This window comes from Candidatus Cytomitobacter indipagum, assembly GCF_008189285.1.
In the GTDB taxonomy this organism is placed as follows: Bacteria; Pseudomonadota; Alphaproteobacteria; order CAJXXZ01; family 1604HC; genus Cytomitobacter; species Cytomitobacter indipagum.
In genome coordinates, this window is the sequence record NZ_CP043315.1 from 281,111 (window position 1) to 299,000 (window position 17,890).

General features: G+C 28.9%; 13 protein-coding genes. 12 read left to right on the top strand and 1 reads right to left on the bottom strand.

The features are described from left to right. Positions 1-106: 106 nt before the first annotated feature. From FZC35_RS01130 to dprA, 6 genes are all read left to right on the top strand, one after another. Entirely contained in the window at positions 107-3,208 is a 3,102-nt protein-coding gene (locus FZC35_RS01130; protein ID WP_172618994.1) for a hypothetical protein, read from the top strand. Positions 3,209-3,301: 93 nt separating this feature from the next. Next, on the top strand, positions 3,302-3,886 hold the full coding sequence (locus FZC35_RS01135; RefSeq protein ID WP_172618995.1) for a hypothetical protein: 585 nt from the start codon (positions 3,302-3,304) through the stop codon (positions 3,884-3,886). After that, positions 3,883-4,623 carry a hypothetical protein gene (locus FZC35_RS01140; RefSeq protein ID WP_148980831.1) on the top strand — a complete coding sequence of 247 codons (741 nt, stop codon included), beginning with the start codon at positions 3,883-3,885 and terminating at the stop codon, positions 4,621-4,623. Before FZC35_RS01135 ends, FZC35_RS01140 begins: the two co-directional genes overlap by 4 nt. Positions 4,624-4,749: 126 nt before the next feature. Next, positions 4,750-5,277: a cell cycle transcriptional regulator TrcR gene (locus tag FZC35_RS01145; RefSeq protein ID WP_148980832.1), complete on the top strand. Its 528-nt coding sequence runs from the start codon at positions 4,750-4,752 to the stop codon at positions 5,275-5,277. Between the two features lie 388 nt (positions 5,278-5,665). Further along, the gene (locus tag FZC35_RS01150; RefSeq protein WP_148980833.1) at positions 5,666-6,190 is read left to right on the top strand and encodes a glycerol-3-phosphate acyltransferase; all 525 of its coding nucleotides are present in this window, start codon (positions 5,666-5,668) and stop codon (positions 6,188-6,190) included. Beyond that, on the top strand, positions 6,187-7,296 hold the full coding sequence (gene dprA / locus FZC35_RS01155; protein ID WP_172618996.1) for a DNA-processing protein DprA: 1,110 nt from the start codon (positions 6,187-6,189) through the stop codon (positions 7,294-7,296). The genes FZC35_RS01150 and dprA overlap by 4 nt, the downstream gene beginning before the upstream one ends. Positions 7,297-7,671: 375 nt before the next feature. On the opposite strand, the gene FZC35_RS01160 is transcribed toward dprA, so the two are convergent. After that, the gene (locus tag FZC35_RS01160; RefSeq protein WP_148980835.1) at positions 7,672-9,303 is read right to left on the bottom strand and encodes a WH2 domain-containing protein; all 1,632 of its coding nucleotides are present in this window, start codon (positions 9,301-9,303) and stop codon (positions 7,672-7,674) included. A 263-nt stretch (positions 9,304-9,566) separates the two neighbouring features. On the opposite strand from FZC35_RS01160, the gene FZC35_RS01165 reads away from it, so the two are divergent. The 6 genes from FZC35_RS01165 (at position 9,567) to groL (ending at position 17,008) form a co-directional block, all read left to right on the top strand. Beyond that, the gene (locus tag FZC35_RS01165) at positions 9,567-10,388 is read left to right on the top strand and encodes a glycine--tRNA ligase subunit alpha (RefSeq protein WP_148980836.1); all 822 of its coding nucleotides are present in this window, start codon (positions 9,567-9,569) and stop codon (positions 10,386-10,388) included. Further along, a complete protein-coding gene (locus tag FZC35_RS01170) occupies positions 10,385-12,385 on the top strand; it encodes a glycine--tRNA ligase subunit beta (protein ID WP_148980837.1) in 2,001 nt (666 codons plus the stop codon). Before FZC35_RS01165 ends, FZC35_RS01170 begins: the two co-directional genes overlap by 4 nt. A 48-nt stretch (positions 12,386-12,433) precedes the next feature. After that, positions 12,434-13,327 carry a 5'-3' exonuclease gene (locus FZC35_RS01175; RefSeq protein ID WP_148980838.1) on the top strand — a complete coding sequence of 298 codons (894 nt, stop codon included), beginning with the start codon at positions 12,434-12,436 and terminating at the stop codon, positions 13,325-13,327. A gap of 332 nt (positions 13,328-13,659) precedes the next feature. Continuing rightward, on the top strand, positions 13,660-14,865 hold the full coding sequence (tyrS, locus tag FZC35_RS01180) for a tyrosine--tRNA ligase (protein WP_148980839.1): 1,206 nt from the start codon (positions 13,660-13,662) through the stop codon (positions 14,863-14,865). A 174-nt stretch (positions 14,866-15,039) separates the two neighbouring features. Beyond that, complete coding sequence (locus tag FZC35_RS01185) at positions 15,040-15,375, top strand: co-chaperone GroES (protein ID WP_148980840.1); 336 nt, start codon at positions 15,040-15,042, stop codon at positions 15,373-15,375. After that, positions 15,368-17,008 carry a chaperonin GroEL gene (gene groL, locus FZC35_RS01190; protein WP_148980841.1) on the top strand — a complete coding sequence of 547 codons (1,641 nt, stop codon included), beginning with the start codon at positions 15,368-15,370 and terminating at the stop codon, positions 17,006-17,008. Before FZC35_RS01185 ends, groL begins: the two co-directional genes overlap by 8 nt. The last annotated feature ends 882 nt before the right edge of the window (positions 17,009-17,890 follow it).

Below are 17,890 nucleotides of genomic sequence, written 5' to 3' on the forward strand. Positions count from 1 at the left end.
TTAAAGAGCTTGTAGAAATGCAGTGCTTATGCAATGAATTGAAAAGCTATAAAGTATTATCATTTTCTTTGCAAGTATTATTTAAAATTAAATCAAAGGAATGGTAATGAAATATATCTTTTTAAGCATTGTTGTCTTATTAATCTCAAACTCTCATATTGTGGCAGATGAAATAAATGATGATGAAATATCACAAAATAAAATTGTAGAAAAAATCTATAAAAGAAAAATAAAACCAACTATTTCTAAAAAGAACAGTATAAAAAAAAGAAAATCAAGAAAATCTAAACTTAAAGCCACAAAAAGAAGCAGAATAACTGGATCTAAAAGGCGAAAATTACCCGCAAAAAGAAGAAAGTCCTCTGCATCAAAATTGACCAAAAGATCATCAAGAAAAAGAGTTAGATTAAGTAGGGCAAAATATCCAATTGCAAAAAAACTTAATAAGATTAACTCTGTAGCTGTAAAGATTTCATATGAAGATATATATAAAAATGAAATTAGAAAATTACAAGAAAAAGAAAATGAAATTAGAAATAAATTAATTGCTAGTAAAAATAATCATATGCTAGAAATAAAACTTAACAAAGAATTGACTAGCCTGCATTTGAAAACGATGCATTACAAATTATTGTTAAACAAACCCAATGATATATCAATGCAAATAAAGCAATTATCAAGCATGCAAATGGATATTAGAAACAAATTTGACAAAGAAAAAGATCAAGCACAGAAAGATAAGCTGAGAAAAGAATTGCATGCCATTAGTGTGAATATAAATCATTATAAATCACTATTAAATAGAAATAGATCTATGAAATCTGATTCATTATCAAGAAGAGATATGTCCGTAGAAGTTAATTTCAGGCCAAAAATTAACGAACCAAAAAGCACTGAGGGCGCAACTATATTGATGACAAAAGAACAAACTATATCACGTCCTGAAGAAATTGCAATTATTGCCCCAAAAGATTCTGTTGCATTAATAGAATCATCAAGTAAAATTGAAAATCCTGCTAGAGACTCAGTTGTTTTAAAAAATAGCGAGCAAACAATTGTTAATCCAAAGAAATTAGTTGAGCTTGAAAGCGCATCATCAACAATAACAAATAAAGAAGATAAAAAAGAAGCGATCACCTTAGTGGAAAAAGAAGAGTATATAAGTAGAGATGAGCATAAAAAAAAGACTGTTGAATTATCTGGACATATGCATGAGATTAAATCAGAACACACAAAGCCTAATTTGATTGAGAAGGGGTCGCAGTTAGCAATTCCTCAATTTAAGGAAGAGGTAAAACTATTTGCGAATGATAAATCAATTACATCTCCAATAAGGGAAGAGCAGAAAAAAATAATTGAAGAAGAAAAACAACAACAATCAGCAACAAAGATTCAAGCTTTATTTAGAGGAAGAAGTGCTAGAAAAGCAACTGAAGTAAAGAAAGTTGCTGAAGCAGAAGAGAAAAAGCTAGAAGAAGCAAGATTGAGTGAAGAAGAAAATAGAAAATTAATTAAATCTGAAGAGAAAATAGATAGAGAAGAAGGAGAAAAAAAGATTCGACTTTTATTGGAAAAATTAGTTGAAATAAAAGATATAAGAGCTACAACAGACAAAAGAAAAGAAAGGAATAAAAAATCAGAAGAAGAAAAAGAAACAAGAAAAGAAGTTGAAATAGTAGAGAGAAAGGAAATAGAAGAACTAAAAGCTAAAGAAGAAAGAGCAAGAAAAGAAGTAGAAGCAAGATTAGATACAGAAGAAAAAGCAGCAACAAAGATTCAAGCTTTATTTAGAGGAAGAAGTGTAAGAAAAGCAACTGAAAAAACAACCCCAAAAGATATTGAAAGGAATAGCTCATCTGCCCCTTTAACTCCAAGAAAATTAAGTTTTGATTCCTCAGACGATAGATCTTCAAGAGCTGAATCAGTCGATCATACACCTGGGCATGAAGATAAAAGAATATCAAGAGGATCAGATAGATCAACGTTTTCTTCAGATTCAACTTCTTCAAAAGGTTCAAAAAGATCATTAACAAAAGAGGAAATTGCAAAAAAAAATCAAAGCGCGAAGGTTGAAATAAACAATAATATAGAAGGGCAAAGAAGAAATGAAGCAATAACAAGAAAAAAGAACAAAGATATAAATAATAGAAAAAAAATAAAAATAAAACAAAACAAAATTAGAGCTAATAATAGAATTAAACAAAATAAATTAAGAAAAGAAAAAGATCTGAGATTGTTCGGAAGAAAAATAGCAGAAGAAACTAATAGAAAACAAAAAGAATTAGAGAAAATTAGAAAAGATAAACTAGATATTAAGCGGCTCAGTGAAGAAGAAAGTCGCACAAGGTCTGAATTGCAAAAAGAAGAAAGTTCTGGAAGATTAATGATAAAAGATTCTAAAGATAAAAATACATGGAAAGAAATTGCATTAAGTGAGAGTGATAATAACACTGAAGGACATGAAAATGATGATGAAAGCATGATTTCTGAAGAAATAACTCAAATTGAAAAAACTCTTGATCAGTTGAATGGAGAAAAGAAATCTATAGAAAATGGCATAAGAGAGTTTAAAAATAAAGTTGTGTTAAAAAATAAAGAAAAAGCAGAGTTAGCAAAAGATTTAAAAAAATTAAATGAATTGAAGAAAAAATCAGAAGAAAAATCTAATGAAAAAACACTTCCATTTGGAAGAACAAATCTTCAAAAGCTTAATGAAGCAGTTAAAAAACATGGAGGGTCAAATGCTGTAATTTTAATTGCAAGCATTGGAGAAAAAATTACAAGTTTAGGAAACGAAATAGTAGAATTAGAAAAAAACAAAAAAAAGCATGAAGAGAAATTAATTGCAGTGGAGAATGAAATTAAATCTAAACAAAAAGAATTGCAAACAAAGAAAAGCTTGCTTGAAAGAATAAAAAATGCCTTTAAAGCAGCGAGATCAAAAGTTATCCCTAGTAAAAGCAAAAAAAATAACAATCGAAATGCAGGATCATCTGTAATTCCTTATTATGATGAAAGTCGTGAGGTATATTTATTGGATCCACAAATAACTCCTTACACATCTGAAAGAAGAAAAAATAATGACACAAAATCTAGATCACCTTCTGGAAGTAGGTCAAATTCATTAAACTCTCCTTCTAAGTCTTCTTCTGCCAAAAATAAAACTCCACCTAAGTCAAAATATGCACATACAATATATTCTTATTAACTTGATTAATTATTATCCGTGATGAGGGAGAATAAAGTGAAAATTCCAAGGACAGCTCTTTTGTTTATTAGTTAAGCAAACTATAATGTGCGCATGAAGATATTCATAATTTTTGCTTTATGTATGTCTATTTCTGGGAAAAGTCTTTCTCAAGAATCGCATATTGTTTTTCTTGGTAAAATTTTAGATTACCATTCGGATCATGATGAAATAAACTTGATTAATCAAAGAAATATTTCTCTGAATAAACTGAGGTTAGATTTTCCGCTTTTTGATTTATTTATTTCTCAGAAAAATAAAACTTCTTTTGCAAAATGGTTTTATCATTTTTGCTCTTTGTCTATTATGAATTCGAGTAGAAAAAAACAAATGCAAGAAATTTATAGCCTTATTAATATTTCTGTTGATGGATTTATTAATGGGGTCATGCAATTAAACTCTATTGATTGTAGCACTTTGTCAGATAATGCAAAAAATTGGATTGATAGAGCGCAATTATGGATTAAAGCTTACAAAAAATTCGAAAAATCATATCAAGATAAATCTGGAAAGTTATATCAAAATAATAATCACGATATAACTAGAAAAATAAGTGAAAAGTCTTTTAAAAATAAATTTGAACAAAAAACAAATGAAAAGCTTGATGAGAAAAATTCTAAGAAAGTGGATGAAATATGATTTTTAAAATAATATCTATAATATTGATTGTAATTACAATTAAAATATTTGATTTTATACCAATTCACATTAAAGTAGGAGATCTGAATTATAAATGCAATTTTTCTATCATAATTTTATTTGCGATGATGCTTTCTTGGATTATTTATTATTTTTGCAATTTAAAATATTGTATAAAATCCCACTGCAATAAATCTAAGCAAAGCAAGATGGAAAAACAAGAAATTGAAACAAATAAGAAAATAATTCAACAATCAATTGAAAATGTTTGCAAGATTTGTTTAAGCAATTATAATGATTTAAATGGCCTAATAAGCGAAAATGATAAAAATGATAAAATTAATGAAGTTGAAAAAAGTTGCGCTCATAATAGAAGCATTTTAATTGATATGATTGATATGATTTGCAATGTTAATTTTCATAGTGCGAAAAATCTTGACTTATATATAAACGATAAATTATTTGAATTTATAGAAAAATCATATGAGTATTTAAGAAATAACAATTACATTAAAGCGCAGGAAAGTTTAGAAAATTTGTATGATCATGTAAAAATATCGCCAAAAATTCATAATTATAAGTGCATTTATGAGAATTTATATGTTTGTTATATAGAAAATAAAGAATATGATAAATGTCAAAATATGTTAGATGATTTATATAAACGAAATGCAATTAATAAGGATCAATATGATGAAAAATGCAGAGGAATACTGAAGTATGGGAAAATTATATAATAAGTCTAAATGCTAATCATGCTGTACAAAATATGCGAAATATGAAAAAATAATTTATTAGAAATCTTGTTATAAGATTTACTTGTAGGCTATTTTGTGTTCTAATTTACTTATTAAGGAGATTTTATGAGTAGATTGCTTATGCCACGTTCTACAGCGCTGTGGTTATTAAATAATACTAAATTAACATTGCAACAAATATCCAGTTTCTGCTCAATGTCCATTTTAGATCTAGATGTTATGAAGAGAGGATTTTCCGATTCTGCATTACAAGAAAGCGACCCTGTTAGCAGAGGTCAGTTGTTATTGGAAGAAATAGAATTATGCGAAGAAAATCCAAGCAGGAAATTAAGCTTGAATGTTGTAGTAGAAGTTAAAAGTGAAATTAGGAAAATTCCATATAAATTAAAGAAGCAACTATCTAAATTTATTTCATGGATGCATAGAAATTATCCAGATTTGACAAACAAAGAGATTGCAAAATTCTTTGGAGTAACGCAAAAAACTGTAGAAGATGTTGTGGATAATCCTAATTCATTTTTTGAAGCTTCAGACCCAATTTTAAATGGAGTGTGTTCGAAAGAACATTTAAATGCTTTTATTGAAAAAGTAGAGCAAAATAGAGAAAAGGCTGCTAAGAAAAGTAAAAAATAATTAAATTATTGCATTATTTAAAAGTAATTCTTAGAAATTATATTTCTTCTTGGATTTTCCTTCTTTTTATTCAATTTAGATATTTGAATTTCTTAAAATAACATTCATTTTATTAATTATAAATCAAGAAATATAATTATATATGCACTAGAAGTATAACCAATGATTTCAGAATTAATGAAAAAATTATTTATCAATATTGCGCGATACACTATTTAGATACAGCTGTTCTCTATTAGAGGTTGTATTTATTATATAAATTATTTTCATAAAAATTTACATTCAATGCTGCTTGCTAGCTCTATATTGCATATTTATTTTTATATGAAGCTGATATAATCTAGGGAAATAGTGAAAAATACAAAAACCATGAAAGGTATAAATCAAAATGCATGATTTTATATTGTTAACAAGTTCTTTTCTTGTAGGATCTATCCCATTTGGAAGGATTTGGTCTTTTTTGTTAGGGAAAAAAGATTTGAGAAATTGTGGATCAGGAAACATAGGAACAACCAATGCTTTTAGGGTTAATGGAAAAGTTGTTGGAATTCTAACTGCTTTGTTTGATGTAGGGAAAGGATTTGCATGTTTGTTATTTCCTAATCCTGCTTTATTTGGATCATGGATAGTAATTGGTCATATTTATGCACCATGGTCAGGTGGAAAAGGAGTCGCTGCATTTTTCGGAATATGTTTAGCAATTCTAAAATTTTACGCACTAATACCTATGATTACATGGATCGCATTGGTTTATTGCAAAATTAGACCAACTTATGCTAGTTATGTAGCATTATTCATTATGTGTATTATTGCATTTATTAAAGTTCAAGAGATTTTTATGTTAATAGCTTTGTTAAGTGTGGCAATTATATACAAACATATTGTTTCTGACCTATCCAAGAGATGCAGATGATAAAGTATGAACAGAATAATAATAAATTCAATAAAATTCTAACCGAAGAAGAAAAAATAGATTTTCTAAGAGTTATTAGGACGAAAAATATTGGCCCAATTAGCTTTTTTCACTTGTTAAATACTCATAAAACTATAGATAAGGTAATTAAATTTTTAGAAACAAAACTTGAAGTTAAATCTAAAACATATGCTGTAGAAGAAATGAGAAAAATTCGTAATTATGGAGCTGATATTATATGTTTTTCAGAGCCAAATTACCCTATTTTATTACGTGAAATTAGAGATTGCCCTCCCGTTATTTGCGCAAAAGGTGATTTGGGCATATTAAGTAGAGAGAAGCTTTTTGCAATTGCTGGGTCTAGAACATGCTCTGTACAAAGTCAAGTTATGACAAAAAGAATTACATCTGAATTAGGAGAAAATGGATACACTATAGTTTCAGGATTAGCTCGTGGAATTGATACATGCGCTCATCAGAATAGTTTAAATACTGGAACAATTGCAGTTCTTGCAAATGGGATAGATCATGTTTACCCATCAGAAAATAAATCATTATACGAAAAAATTGCAATAAAAGGCGTTATATTATCAGAAGTAGAATTTGGAACAAAGCCATCTGCGCATTTATTCCCAAATCGAAATCGAATTATTGCTGGAATGAGTTTGGGAGTGTTAATTGCAGAAGCTAGTGTAAAATCTGGATCTCTAATTACTTCTCAATGTGCTCTAGAAAATGGTCGAGATGTTTTTGCTATACCTGGATGCCCGCTTGATCCTCGTTCGCGTGGTGCAAATAAATTGATTAAACAAGGAGCTGCTTTAGTAGAATTTATTCACGATATTACAAATGCATTTGAAGATTTTTCTCTCAAAGAGCCAGTTGAGAGCTATATTCCAGAAATAAAATACGATTTCTCTGAGAAGCAACTATCTGATTATAGCGAGAAATTATTAGATATGATTGGATTTTTCCCAATTTCGATAGAATTACTTATTAATAAAATGGATATTCCGATCAGTACGGTTAGAGCGCTGCTTGCTCAGCTTGAAATCGAAGGGAAAATATCGCATTCTTGGGGAAATAAAGTTTCATTGCGAAGATAATGTAATTCGCAAATAAATTTTCTTTACAAGTGATTTATGAAAATAAATATTAACATGGAAAATTCATTGTATAGTATAAATTTGCATAAATAAATATTTCTATGAAAATGATTGGTGAAAATATCAATGTAAAAAATAGCATTGTTTTATGTTGCTTGCTTTTAGCGTTTAGTATTTATATTTCTATCGATTTCATTTGGCTGCAGCTTTATTTTATATTTCTATCGATTTCATTTGAATGCAGTTTTATGTTAGATAAATATTTCTGTTAAAGATTTATGATGAGCTTAATCTCTCAATCTACTTCCATTTTTACAATGTTTTTTAAATTATTTCTTTTTTCTAAGCTCATTTCACGCTTCAGTAAGTTTATTACTAGATGTCATTTTCATCAGAATCTTTATAATTACCAGACATCATACGTTGCCTAATCAGTGCCTTTCTCATTTTTTCTTCAAATTCGCTTTTTGTTTCTTTCGCTTTCTTTAATTTGAAGTTTCCTTTTCTTATTTCTGCGAACAAATCCGCTCTGCTATCTTGATCTTCACTTAAAGGCATTGAAGCTTTAGACAAGCCTTTTATTCCTTCTTTAGGAAGTGCTGGGGCATCAGGAATTGCTCCAGTTTTAGGCGCAGGAGGAGGTGTTGGAATTGCTCCAGTTTCAGATGCAGGAGTTTCGTCAAAAGCTATTTCTCCCATTGATAATTTATCAGCTCTTTTTTCTGCAGCAAGATCAAGAGCTTTTCTTTTTTCTCTGCCTTTTTCTTCAAGCTCTATCAGAAAACTCGCTTTAGTTGAATTTCCAGATGTTGCTTTAGACAAGCCTTTTATCCCTTCTTTAGGAAGTGCTGGGGCATCAGGAATTGCTCCAGTTTTAGGCGCAGGAGGAGGTGTTGGAATTGCTCCAGTTTTAGGCACAAGAGGAGGTGTTGGAATTGCTCCAGTTTCAGATGCAGGAGTTTCGTCAAAAGCTATTTCCCCCATTGATAATTTATCAGCTCTTTTTTCTGCAGCAAGATCAAGAGCTTTTCTTTTTTCTCTGCCTTTTTCTTCAAGCTCTATCAGAAAACTCGCTTTAGTTGAATTTCCAGATGTTGCTTTAGACAAGCCTTTTATCCCTTCTTTAGGAAGTGCTGGGGCATCAGGAATTGCTCCAGTTTCAGATACAGAAGTTTGAAGTGCTGCATTAGTTGAATTGTCTCCTGCTATTTTAGGAATTGAAAAATAATCATCATCTACATTAGTTGAATTGTCTGCTGTTTTTTTAGGTGAATTCAACGAAGGTGCATTTATGCTTCCTTTTGCTGATCTTTCAATTTCGTTCATCTCTTGAGAAGCATTTTGTTCGATTGCACTTCTCTTGCTATGTTCTTCTATTAAAAATGCTGAGGAATTTTCTAGAATATTTTTAGCTTTATTAGTTGCAAATTGAGTGCTTTTAATTTTTGATTCAACAACAAATAATCTATTTTCCAATTCCACTTTTTCTTTTGCTGTTAATTTTGTGTTGTTTGTCAATTTTGTTGTTAACGCCATTTTCTCTGCATTCATGCTTCTTAGATCAGTCATATTTTTGTCATAATCTTTAGATAATTGGTCATAATAAGAAACTGTTGCGCTTTTTGTTTTTGCAGATGATGCAGATGATCTTGAAGTTGGTCTGAAGCTTCTTCTTGCAATTCGTCTTCCAGATCTAGTTGCGCTTCTTCTAAATACAGGCTTGCGAGATCTTGAAATTCTTCTTTTAGCAGCTCTTCTTGATTTGGAAGTAACTTTCCTTCTTTTAGCAGCGGATTTTCTTCTTGATTTAGCAGCGGATTTTCTTCTTGATTTGGAAGTAACTTTCTTTCTAGATTTTCTTTTTGTTTTTTTAAACGATTTATCATCGCTTTTTTTTATTTCAGTGTGAACAGGCTTTCCCTCTACAATACTCATGTTAACTTCTTTTGCATCAGCATATGTATTAGAAATCAATAAAGCGGCAATGCTTAAATAGATATATTTCATTACTATTCTCCTTTTATTTTAATTTTAAATATGATTTGCAAAGAAATTGCTAATTGATAGGAGAAATTGCTTATACTTAACTTATCATGATTTAATTCTACATAAATTTATTTATCAAACATCGCTTTATTTCAATGATTTGTTTGTTTTAAAAAGAATTTAGAAAGAAAAGAGCAAATGATTTTTGAAGAATATTTGAAGTGATTTGCTTGTAAAATTTACAGAATAATGAGATCTTTAACACAAAGGAACTCAATTTTCTCATGACATTTCTAGAAATTATCGATAGATTAGAGAAGTTTTGGATAAAATTTGGTTGTAAAATTATTCATCCTGCTGATATGACAGTTGGAGCTGCAACTATGCATCCACACTTTATTTTAAATGCATCTAAAAAACATAGGTTGGCTTATATGCAACCATGCAGAAGGCCGCAAGATAGTAGGCCAGATAGCAAAAATAGACTTTATAAGCATCATCAATTCCAAGTTACAATTAATCCTGTAATGGAAAATATTCAAGATGTATTTTTGGACAGTTTGCTTGATATTGGATTTGATTTAGATGTTCATGAAATTAAATTTCTTGCTGGAAACTGGCAAAGTCCAAGTTTGGGAGCATTTGGAGTAGGTAGTGAAGTTTGGGCAAACAATAGCGAAATTGCGCAATTTACTTATTTTCAACAAGTGGGTGGAAAGCCATTAAGTGAACAAGTTGTTGAATTGACTTATGGACTTGAAAGAATCGCAATGAGTTTGCAGAATATTGAAAATTGGCGAGATATAATATGGCAAGATGGAGTTAAATATGATGATATAGATGATTCAGAGTTTAGCATTGCCTCTAATAATAATTATAATGTTGAGTATCTTAAAAATACTTTTGATATGCATTTAAATGAATCAATTCATTTATTGAGTTTGAATTTGCGATACCCAGCATACGAGGAATTTTTGAGAGCTAGTCACGCATTTAATACATTAGAATCCAGGCAAGCATTCAGTCCTACACAACGCGTTGATGAGTTAAATAAATTGAGAAGTGTGGGGCAGAAATGCGCAAGCCAAGAAAGCAATAAATCATGAATAAATTTTTATTTGAAATTATGCACGAGAGCATTCCTAGTGAAATAATAGAGACTAGTAAGAAAAGATGGATTGATGCAATTAAAAGTGAATTTGAAGACCATCAAATCAGAAATGTTTCTCTTGATATTTATTTGACTAATACAAGAGTTATAACTTCTGTAAATGATTTGCCAAGCGAGATTTGCAAAGATGATGAAATTATCAAGGGTCCGAAATCTAGCATCGCTGATGAAATATTGGAGAAATTTCTTAAAAAACATGGAAAAAATAAATCAGATGCATATGTGGAAAATGGATTCTATTATGTAAAAAACATTTATGCTTCAAAAAACATTGAAGATATGATTCCTGAGATTTGTATAAATATCATGAAAAAAATGAAATGGAACAAAGTAATGTTCTGGAGCAAGAAAATGGGATGGATCAGGCCAATTAGGAGATTGGTATCAATTTTTAATGGAAGTCCAATGCTTTGGCATATGGATGCTATTGATTTATCTACTTCATCTTCTTTTATATATGATTTAATTAAAAGAGAAGAGTTTATTGCGTCTAATTTTGAAGAATATGAAAATTGCCTAGAAAACAAAAATATATATTTAGAAGAAAGCAAAAAATTGGATATTTTGATTATGGAGATTGAAAATTCTTTTAGAAAACTTAAATCAACTAATGAGAATGATAAAAACACAAAATTGATTATTAATAATGAGAATAATAACAAAAATGATCAATTTCTTGATAATAATTCCGATAATAACTTTGAAAACAATAAAAAGTTATGCTGTATTAATCAAAAAGATATTTTAAGAATTTGCTCTCAAATGGAATCTGTAAATGTATATTGCGCAGAGATTAATGACACTTTTGAAATACCTAATGAAATCAAGCAGGCTATTCTAAAAGAGCAGCAACATATTGGAATTTTTCATGGAAATATTTTGAAATATTTATTTGTATTTTCTGATTACGCATTGAAGAGCAGTGATTTGCTGTTAAGTCAAACTAAAAGAACTGTATTGTCGAAATTTAATGATGCATATTTCTTTTGGACAAGAGATATGGCATGCAATGAAGAGTATTATTCATCAAAATTGCAATCAACTTTGTTTTATAAAGATTTAGGAAGCTTGTATCAAAAGTCAGAAAGAATTAAAAAAGTTGCAGAGAGATTATGTCCTAATAATGATAATTTAATAAGAGAAATTGGGCTTATTCAATTTGATTTATGCATGCAAACTGTAGATGAAATGACAGAATTGCAAGGATTGCTTTCTTATTTTTATGCAAAACGAAATAACGAAAATGAAAATGTATGTAATATTTTGTATAATCAATATGTAAATAATATTTCTACAAAAGATGATTTGTATTTATCTTTATTGTACAATTTAGATAGCGCTCTTGCATTTATTGGAAAAGGGATGACGCCTAGTGGATCAGCAGATCCTTTGGCCATTAGAAGAAAATGCTTGCAAATTATTGATTGTATTATTAAATTAAGTGAAAAAGGAATTTCTGTAAATTTAAATGAATTGATCGAGAATTTCAAATTGAATTTTGACAACCAGGGAATTTCTTTGGATTTATCTGGATTTTCTACATATTTCCAGAAGAGATGTGATTATGTTTTAAATAAAAAATATGGAATATTGTCTAAAATGAATAAAGAAAAAGACATAATAGATGCAAAGAAAAAGCTTGATAAATTATCTAGTTTTGCAGAATTAGATAAAATTGTTGAAGTGTATAACAGATTGAATAAGCTAGATTACGACAATGCAATTCACAGTCAAAATTCCGATGAAACTGAAAATCAATATAAAGTTTTGATGGCTCTTATTGGCGAGGAAAATGATTTGAACAACTTGCTTAATATAAGTTATGAAGTAGAGAAGATTTTTGACAAAGTATTTCTTGAAGATAATTTACATATAAAAGGCATGCTGTGCAAAATAAAGGAGAAATTTGAGCAATTTGCTGATTTTAAATAATGCAAAATCAAAAACAATAAGTAATATGGAAGGCATGGAATTATATTTATGAATAATTTTAATAATGAATTGGTTATAGTGGATGGATTCAGCTTGTTATTTAGGAATTTTTTCGCTATGCAAAATTTATATAATATTGACGGGCTTCCTATAGGTGGAGTTTCTGGATTTGTTAGAACTTTATTTAAAGTTGTTGATAATTTTAATCCTCAATACTGCGCTATTGCATTAGATAGTGGAAAGCCAACTTGGAGACATAAATTATACCCTAAATATAAATCTAATAGAAAATCAACTCCTGAAGATCTTGTTCCTCAGTTTCAAATTATGTTTGAGGCTTGTGATGCATTTGGAATTTCCGCCTTTAAGGGAGGAGAATGTGAGGCTGATGACTGGATAGCATCTATAGTAAATAAGTATAAAAATACTTGTTCAAAAGTATATGTTTGTTCTAGTGATAAAGATTTGATGCAATTGGTTGGTGGAAATGTATATTTTATAGATCCATTTAAATTAATGATTATGCATGAGCATGATGTAGTTCAGAAAATGGGAGTGTCACCTTTGCAAATTCCTGATCTTTTTGGATTGATTGGAGATGCGAGTGATTGCATTCCTGGAGTTCCGAGCATTGGTCCGAAAACTGCATCAAATTGGATTAATGCATTTGAGAATATTGAAAATATATTTGAAAATAAAGATAAATTAAACCCAAAATCAAGAAGAGGTAAATTTATTGAATTTTATGATCAAGCTATACTATCAAGAACATTAGCTCAATTAAAGCATGAATTAACTTTGCCTGAGATTTCTTCATTAAGCTATGGATCTGAAGAAGAAATTATACATGAATTTGTGCATAAATATAAAATGAGCAAACATATTAGAAAATACCCTAAATCTATAACAACAAATAAGCAATCTTTTGATTTTATATATTGATTATATTGATTGATTTTTTTATTTTGTATATTTATCTATTGTAAAATTATCAATATGATTCAATTTATTTGATTTATTATGTGATTAAATAGTTAATTTAAATAAGTTTTTTAAACAAATGCATTGTGTGTTAAGTTTATCCAATTTTGCAGAATTGATTAAATAATTTATCAAGTTTTTTTATTTGACAGCAATTGCATTTTCTCTTCAAAGTCAATCCAGCTCCTTCTTTATTGAATTTTAAAGTGTTTCTTTTTTTTGATTAATTTATAAATAATATTTTATATTTTATTATTTTATATTCACATCTTATATGTTAAATTTTAGTTATTATGAATTTGCTTAATTGGCTAGAGTCTAGAAAACTAATATATCAAAAAACCAACGAATCTAACTTATCGGATCAATTGGAGAAAAAGCAAATATGTGCTTATTTAGGAGCAGATTTAACAGCTTCAAGCTTGCATATTGGACATCTTCTTCCTTTGAGAATTCTAAAAATTCTTTCTGAGCATGGATGTAAAAGTATTTTTTTGTTTGGAAGAGGGACCACAATGATTGGAGATCCTTCTCTTAGAACCAAAGAAAGACCAATGTTAAGCCAAGAAGAGATTTATCAAAATATGAATAATATAAAGCCTCAAGTTGATAAATTAATTAAAAATGTTATATATGAAGATAATGCTAATTGGTTGCTAAATACTAATTTAATTGATTTTCTCAGAGAAGTGGGAAGTAAGTTTTCAGTTAATCAGATGGTAAATTTAGAGACTTTTAAAAATAGAATTGAAAATAATAATCCTTTGAGTTTTTTGGAATTTTCATATCCTATTTTGCAATCTTATGATTTTTATCATTTAAACAAGAATCATGGATGCAATCTTCAAATTGGTGGATCTGATCAATGGGGAAATATAATTAATGGAGTGCATTTTATAAAGAAAATGACATCAAAAGAAACTTATGGCATTACACTGCCCTTGCTTTTGAAGGGTGGAAAAAAAATGGGCAAAAGTGTCGGAGGAGCTATATGGCTTGATGAAAAACAAACAAGTGTGTTTGATTTTTGGCAATTTTGGAGAAATTTACCAGATTCTGATGTGGAAGATTATTTATTGAAGTTTACAGATATTCCTCATGAAGAAATTAAAGATATGGTTAAGAATTCTATAAATGATGCGAAAAAGAAGATTGCTGACTACTTGACTTCATGGGTTCATGGAGAGGAAAAAACAAAAAATGCTAAAGAAAAAAGCATTTCTATTTTTGAAAACAAAAACATGAATAGTTTAGATGAGTTTAAATTGGATGATAAGCAATTCAGTAATTCAGAAATCAAATTGACAAAATTGCTTGTGGAAATCGGATTATCTGATTCTGCATCTGACGCAAAGAGAAAAATTAAAAATAATAGCATAACTGTAAATTCAGAATTGATTGAAAAACAAGATGCAGTAATTTCTAAAAATGATTTTGATAGTGAAATTATTGTAGGGCATGGAAAAAAGAAAAAAATTAAAGTTGTTTTGGCAAAATAAGAATTCTTTAAGCAATCTGCAATTTTATCTGATTTGCAGAATTATCAATGCAGAATTTATATTCATATGCAAATCATCTTTTATTTCAAGAATCTGGATAAAATTTGTATATTATGTTATAAAGTGTTTTAAAGTGAGATCTTTTTTTGATCTTCATAGAAATTGGAGGAAATTATGTCATTGACTGAAAATGATGTTAGAGCTCTTGAGCCTCTTGGCGATAGAGTTTTGGTAAAAAAATCTGATAGGAGCAGACAAACTGCGTCTGGAATAGTTCTGCCTGAGACTTCCAATGAAGATTCAATAACTGGAACTGTAATTTCTGCTGGGCCTGGATCATTGAATGATAAAGGCGAGAGGATTTCTATGCAAATTTCTGTTGGAGATGTTGTGTTGTTTGGTCAATGGGCTGGAACAAAAATCAATGTTTCAGGATTAAAAGATGGAACATATGTAATTATAAAGTCTTCTGATATATCAGGAATTATTAAAGGAAAAAGCAATGAATAAGAGAATAGTTTTAGATTTTGAAGCAAGAAAGAAAGTTATTGAAGGAATCGATAAAGCTGCTGATTGCGTAAAATCTACCCTAGGACCTAAAGGTAGAGTTGTTGTGATGGGGAAATCTTTTGGATCTCCAAGAGTAACAAAAGATGGAGTTACTGTAGCAAAAGAAATAGAATTATCTGACGAGCTTCATAAAATTGGATCTGGATTCATCAAAGAAGTTGCCTCTAAAACTGTTGATGCAGCAGGTGATGGAACCACAACTGCTTGTGTAATATTGCAATCTTTAGTGAATAATGGGCTAAAAGTTGTTGAAGCAGGGATGAATTCTGTAGAAATTACAAAAGGAATGAATCATGCTTCTAAGAAAATTATTGACTATTTGAATGATATAGCAATTCCTGTTAAGGGAAATAGTGATCACATTAAACAAGTTGCGACTATTTCTGCAAATGGCGAAGAAGAAATTGGAAAATTAATTGCTGAAGCTGTTGGTAAGATTGGAAATGAAGGAATCATCAGTGTAGATGACGGAAAATCCATTCAAACTGAATTAAATGTAGTTGAAGGTATGGAGCTAGATCGTGGTTTTGTTTCTCCTCATTTTGCCAATACAGAAAAACAAACATGCGAATTAGAAAATCCATATGTTTTGATTTATGACAAGAAAATCAGCTCTTTGGCAAATATTCTTCCATTATTAGAAAATGTAGTAAAATCAAGCAGATCTCTTTTGATTATTGCAGAAGATGTTGATGGAATTGCTCTAAATACTTTGGTAGTTAACTCTCTTAACAAAATAATGAAAGTTTGCGTTATTAAAAGTCCTGGATTCGGCGATAGAAGAAAAGAAATTTGTGAAGATATTGCAGTTTTGACTGGCGGATCATTTATTTCAGAAGAAATGGGCAAGTCCTTAGAAGAGACAACTGTTGAGCATTTGGGTCAAACTGAAAAAATTATTATCACAAAAGATAAAACCACCATTATAGGAGGAAAAGGCTCAGAAAATGAAATCAAGACAAGATATGAATTGATTAAATCAAATATTTCTGATGCTTCATCTGATTATGATAAAGAAAAATTAGAAGAAAGAAAATCTAAATTAATGAATGGGGTAGCTGTTATCAGCGTTGGGGGAGTTACTGAAAGCGAACAAAAAGAGAGAAAAGATAGAGTAGAAGATGCAGTTCAAGCTGTGAAAGCTGCTATAGAGGAGGGAATTCTTCCTGGAGGCGGTTCTGCATTAATTCATGCAAGTAAAAATTTGAACAATGTTTCTGGATCTCAAGCATTTAAAGCTGGTGTAGAGATAGTTAAGAAAGCTATTTTATCCCCACTTAATCAGAATTTAATCAATGCTGGCCATGATGATTCGGCAGTAATCATCGATCAAATTAAAAAATCTGATGATATTCAATTTGGTTATGATGTCCTTAATGAAGGATATGGAAATATGATGGAATTAGGAATTGTGGATCCTAAAAAGAGCACAAGATCTGCTTTGCAATATGCTGTTTCAGTAGCAACTTTGGTTCTAACAATGGGCGCTGCTATAGTAGATGAAGAAGATGATAAAAATTCTAGCGCTAATAACATGGGCGGCGGAATGCCTCCTATGGGCGGAATGTATTAATCATTCTATCAGAATAAGTTAGAGGATCTGGATTAGCGCTTAATTGAATGAGAATGTTATATTTCATTAATGTGAAATTATAAAATTTAAATTTATTAAGATATGCACTTATGCCAGTTAATAGCATTAAATTTATGTAAAAAGCATAAATTTTGATCAAATATTTTAACATGATCAATAAAGTTAGTTATATTTACAATAATTTAAAAATTTCTTATAACAAATCAGTTAGATTAAATTTGCAGGGCATAACAATTAAAATATTGTAAAAATTGATATAGTAAGCATTAAATTATATATTAAAATGTTTGTAAATTATAAATTGAGCCTCTAAGATTTAACAAATAAAATTACGCTCAATCTTTTTTCTATGATGTTTTATAAAATTAAAAAATAGGATTATAGAAAATCTCTTAAAAATAAATATTATGGAAAATAAAAATAACAGTCAAAATTTATAATTTAATATTAAAATATTGGATTTCATTTAGAGAAATAAGTAATAAATTTGCAAAATATATTATCAAGGCTAATAATTATACTTATAATCATCAAAATTAATACTTTGTTTGATTTTTTTATATAAAAGAAAAATGAATTAGATTAGTTAAATGACATTGATTGATTATGTGAGCTTTGTCAAATTTCAATAATTCATTAACCTATGCTTTTAATAATTTATCAAAATAATACAATATAATGCGTATTATTACAGTTAATCAAAAATAAATAAATTCATAGCATTTTTTTGAGCAATAAATTTAATATTTTAAAATCATCTAAAATTAGAGCAGAAAATTATAGTATAAATTATTAAGATAGATTTCTATTAATAAAATTATAAATCGATTTATTAAGGTGCAAAATGAATTTAAATAGAAA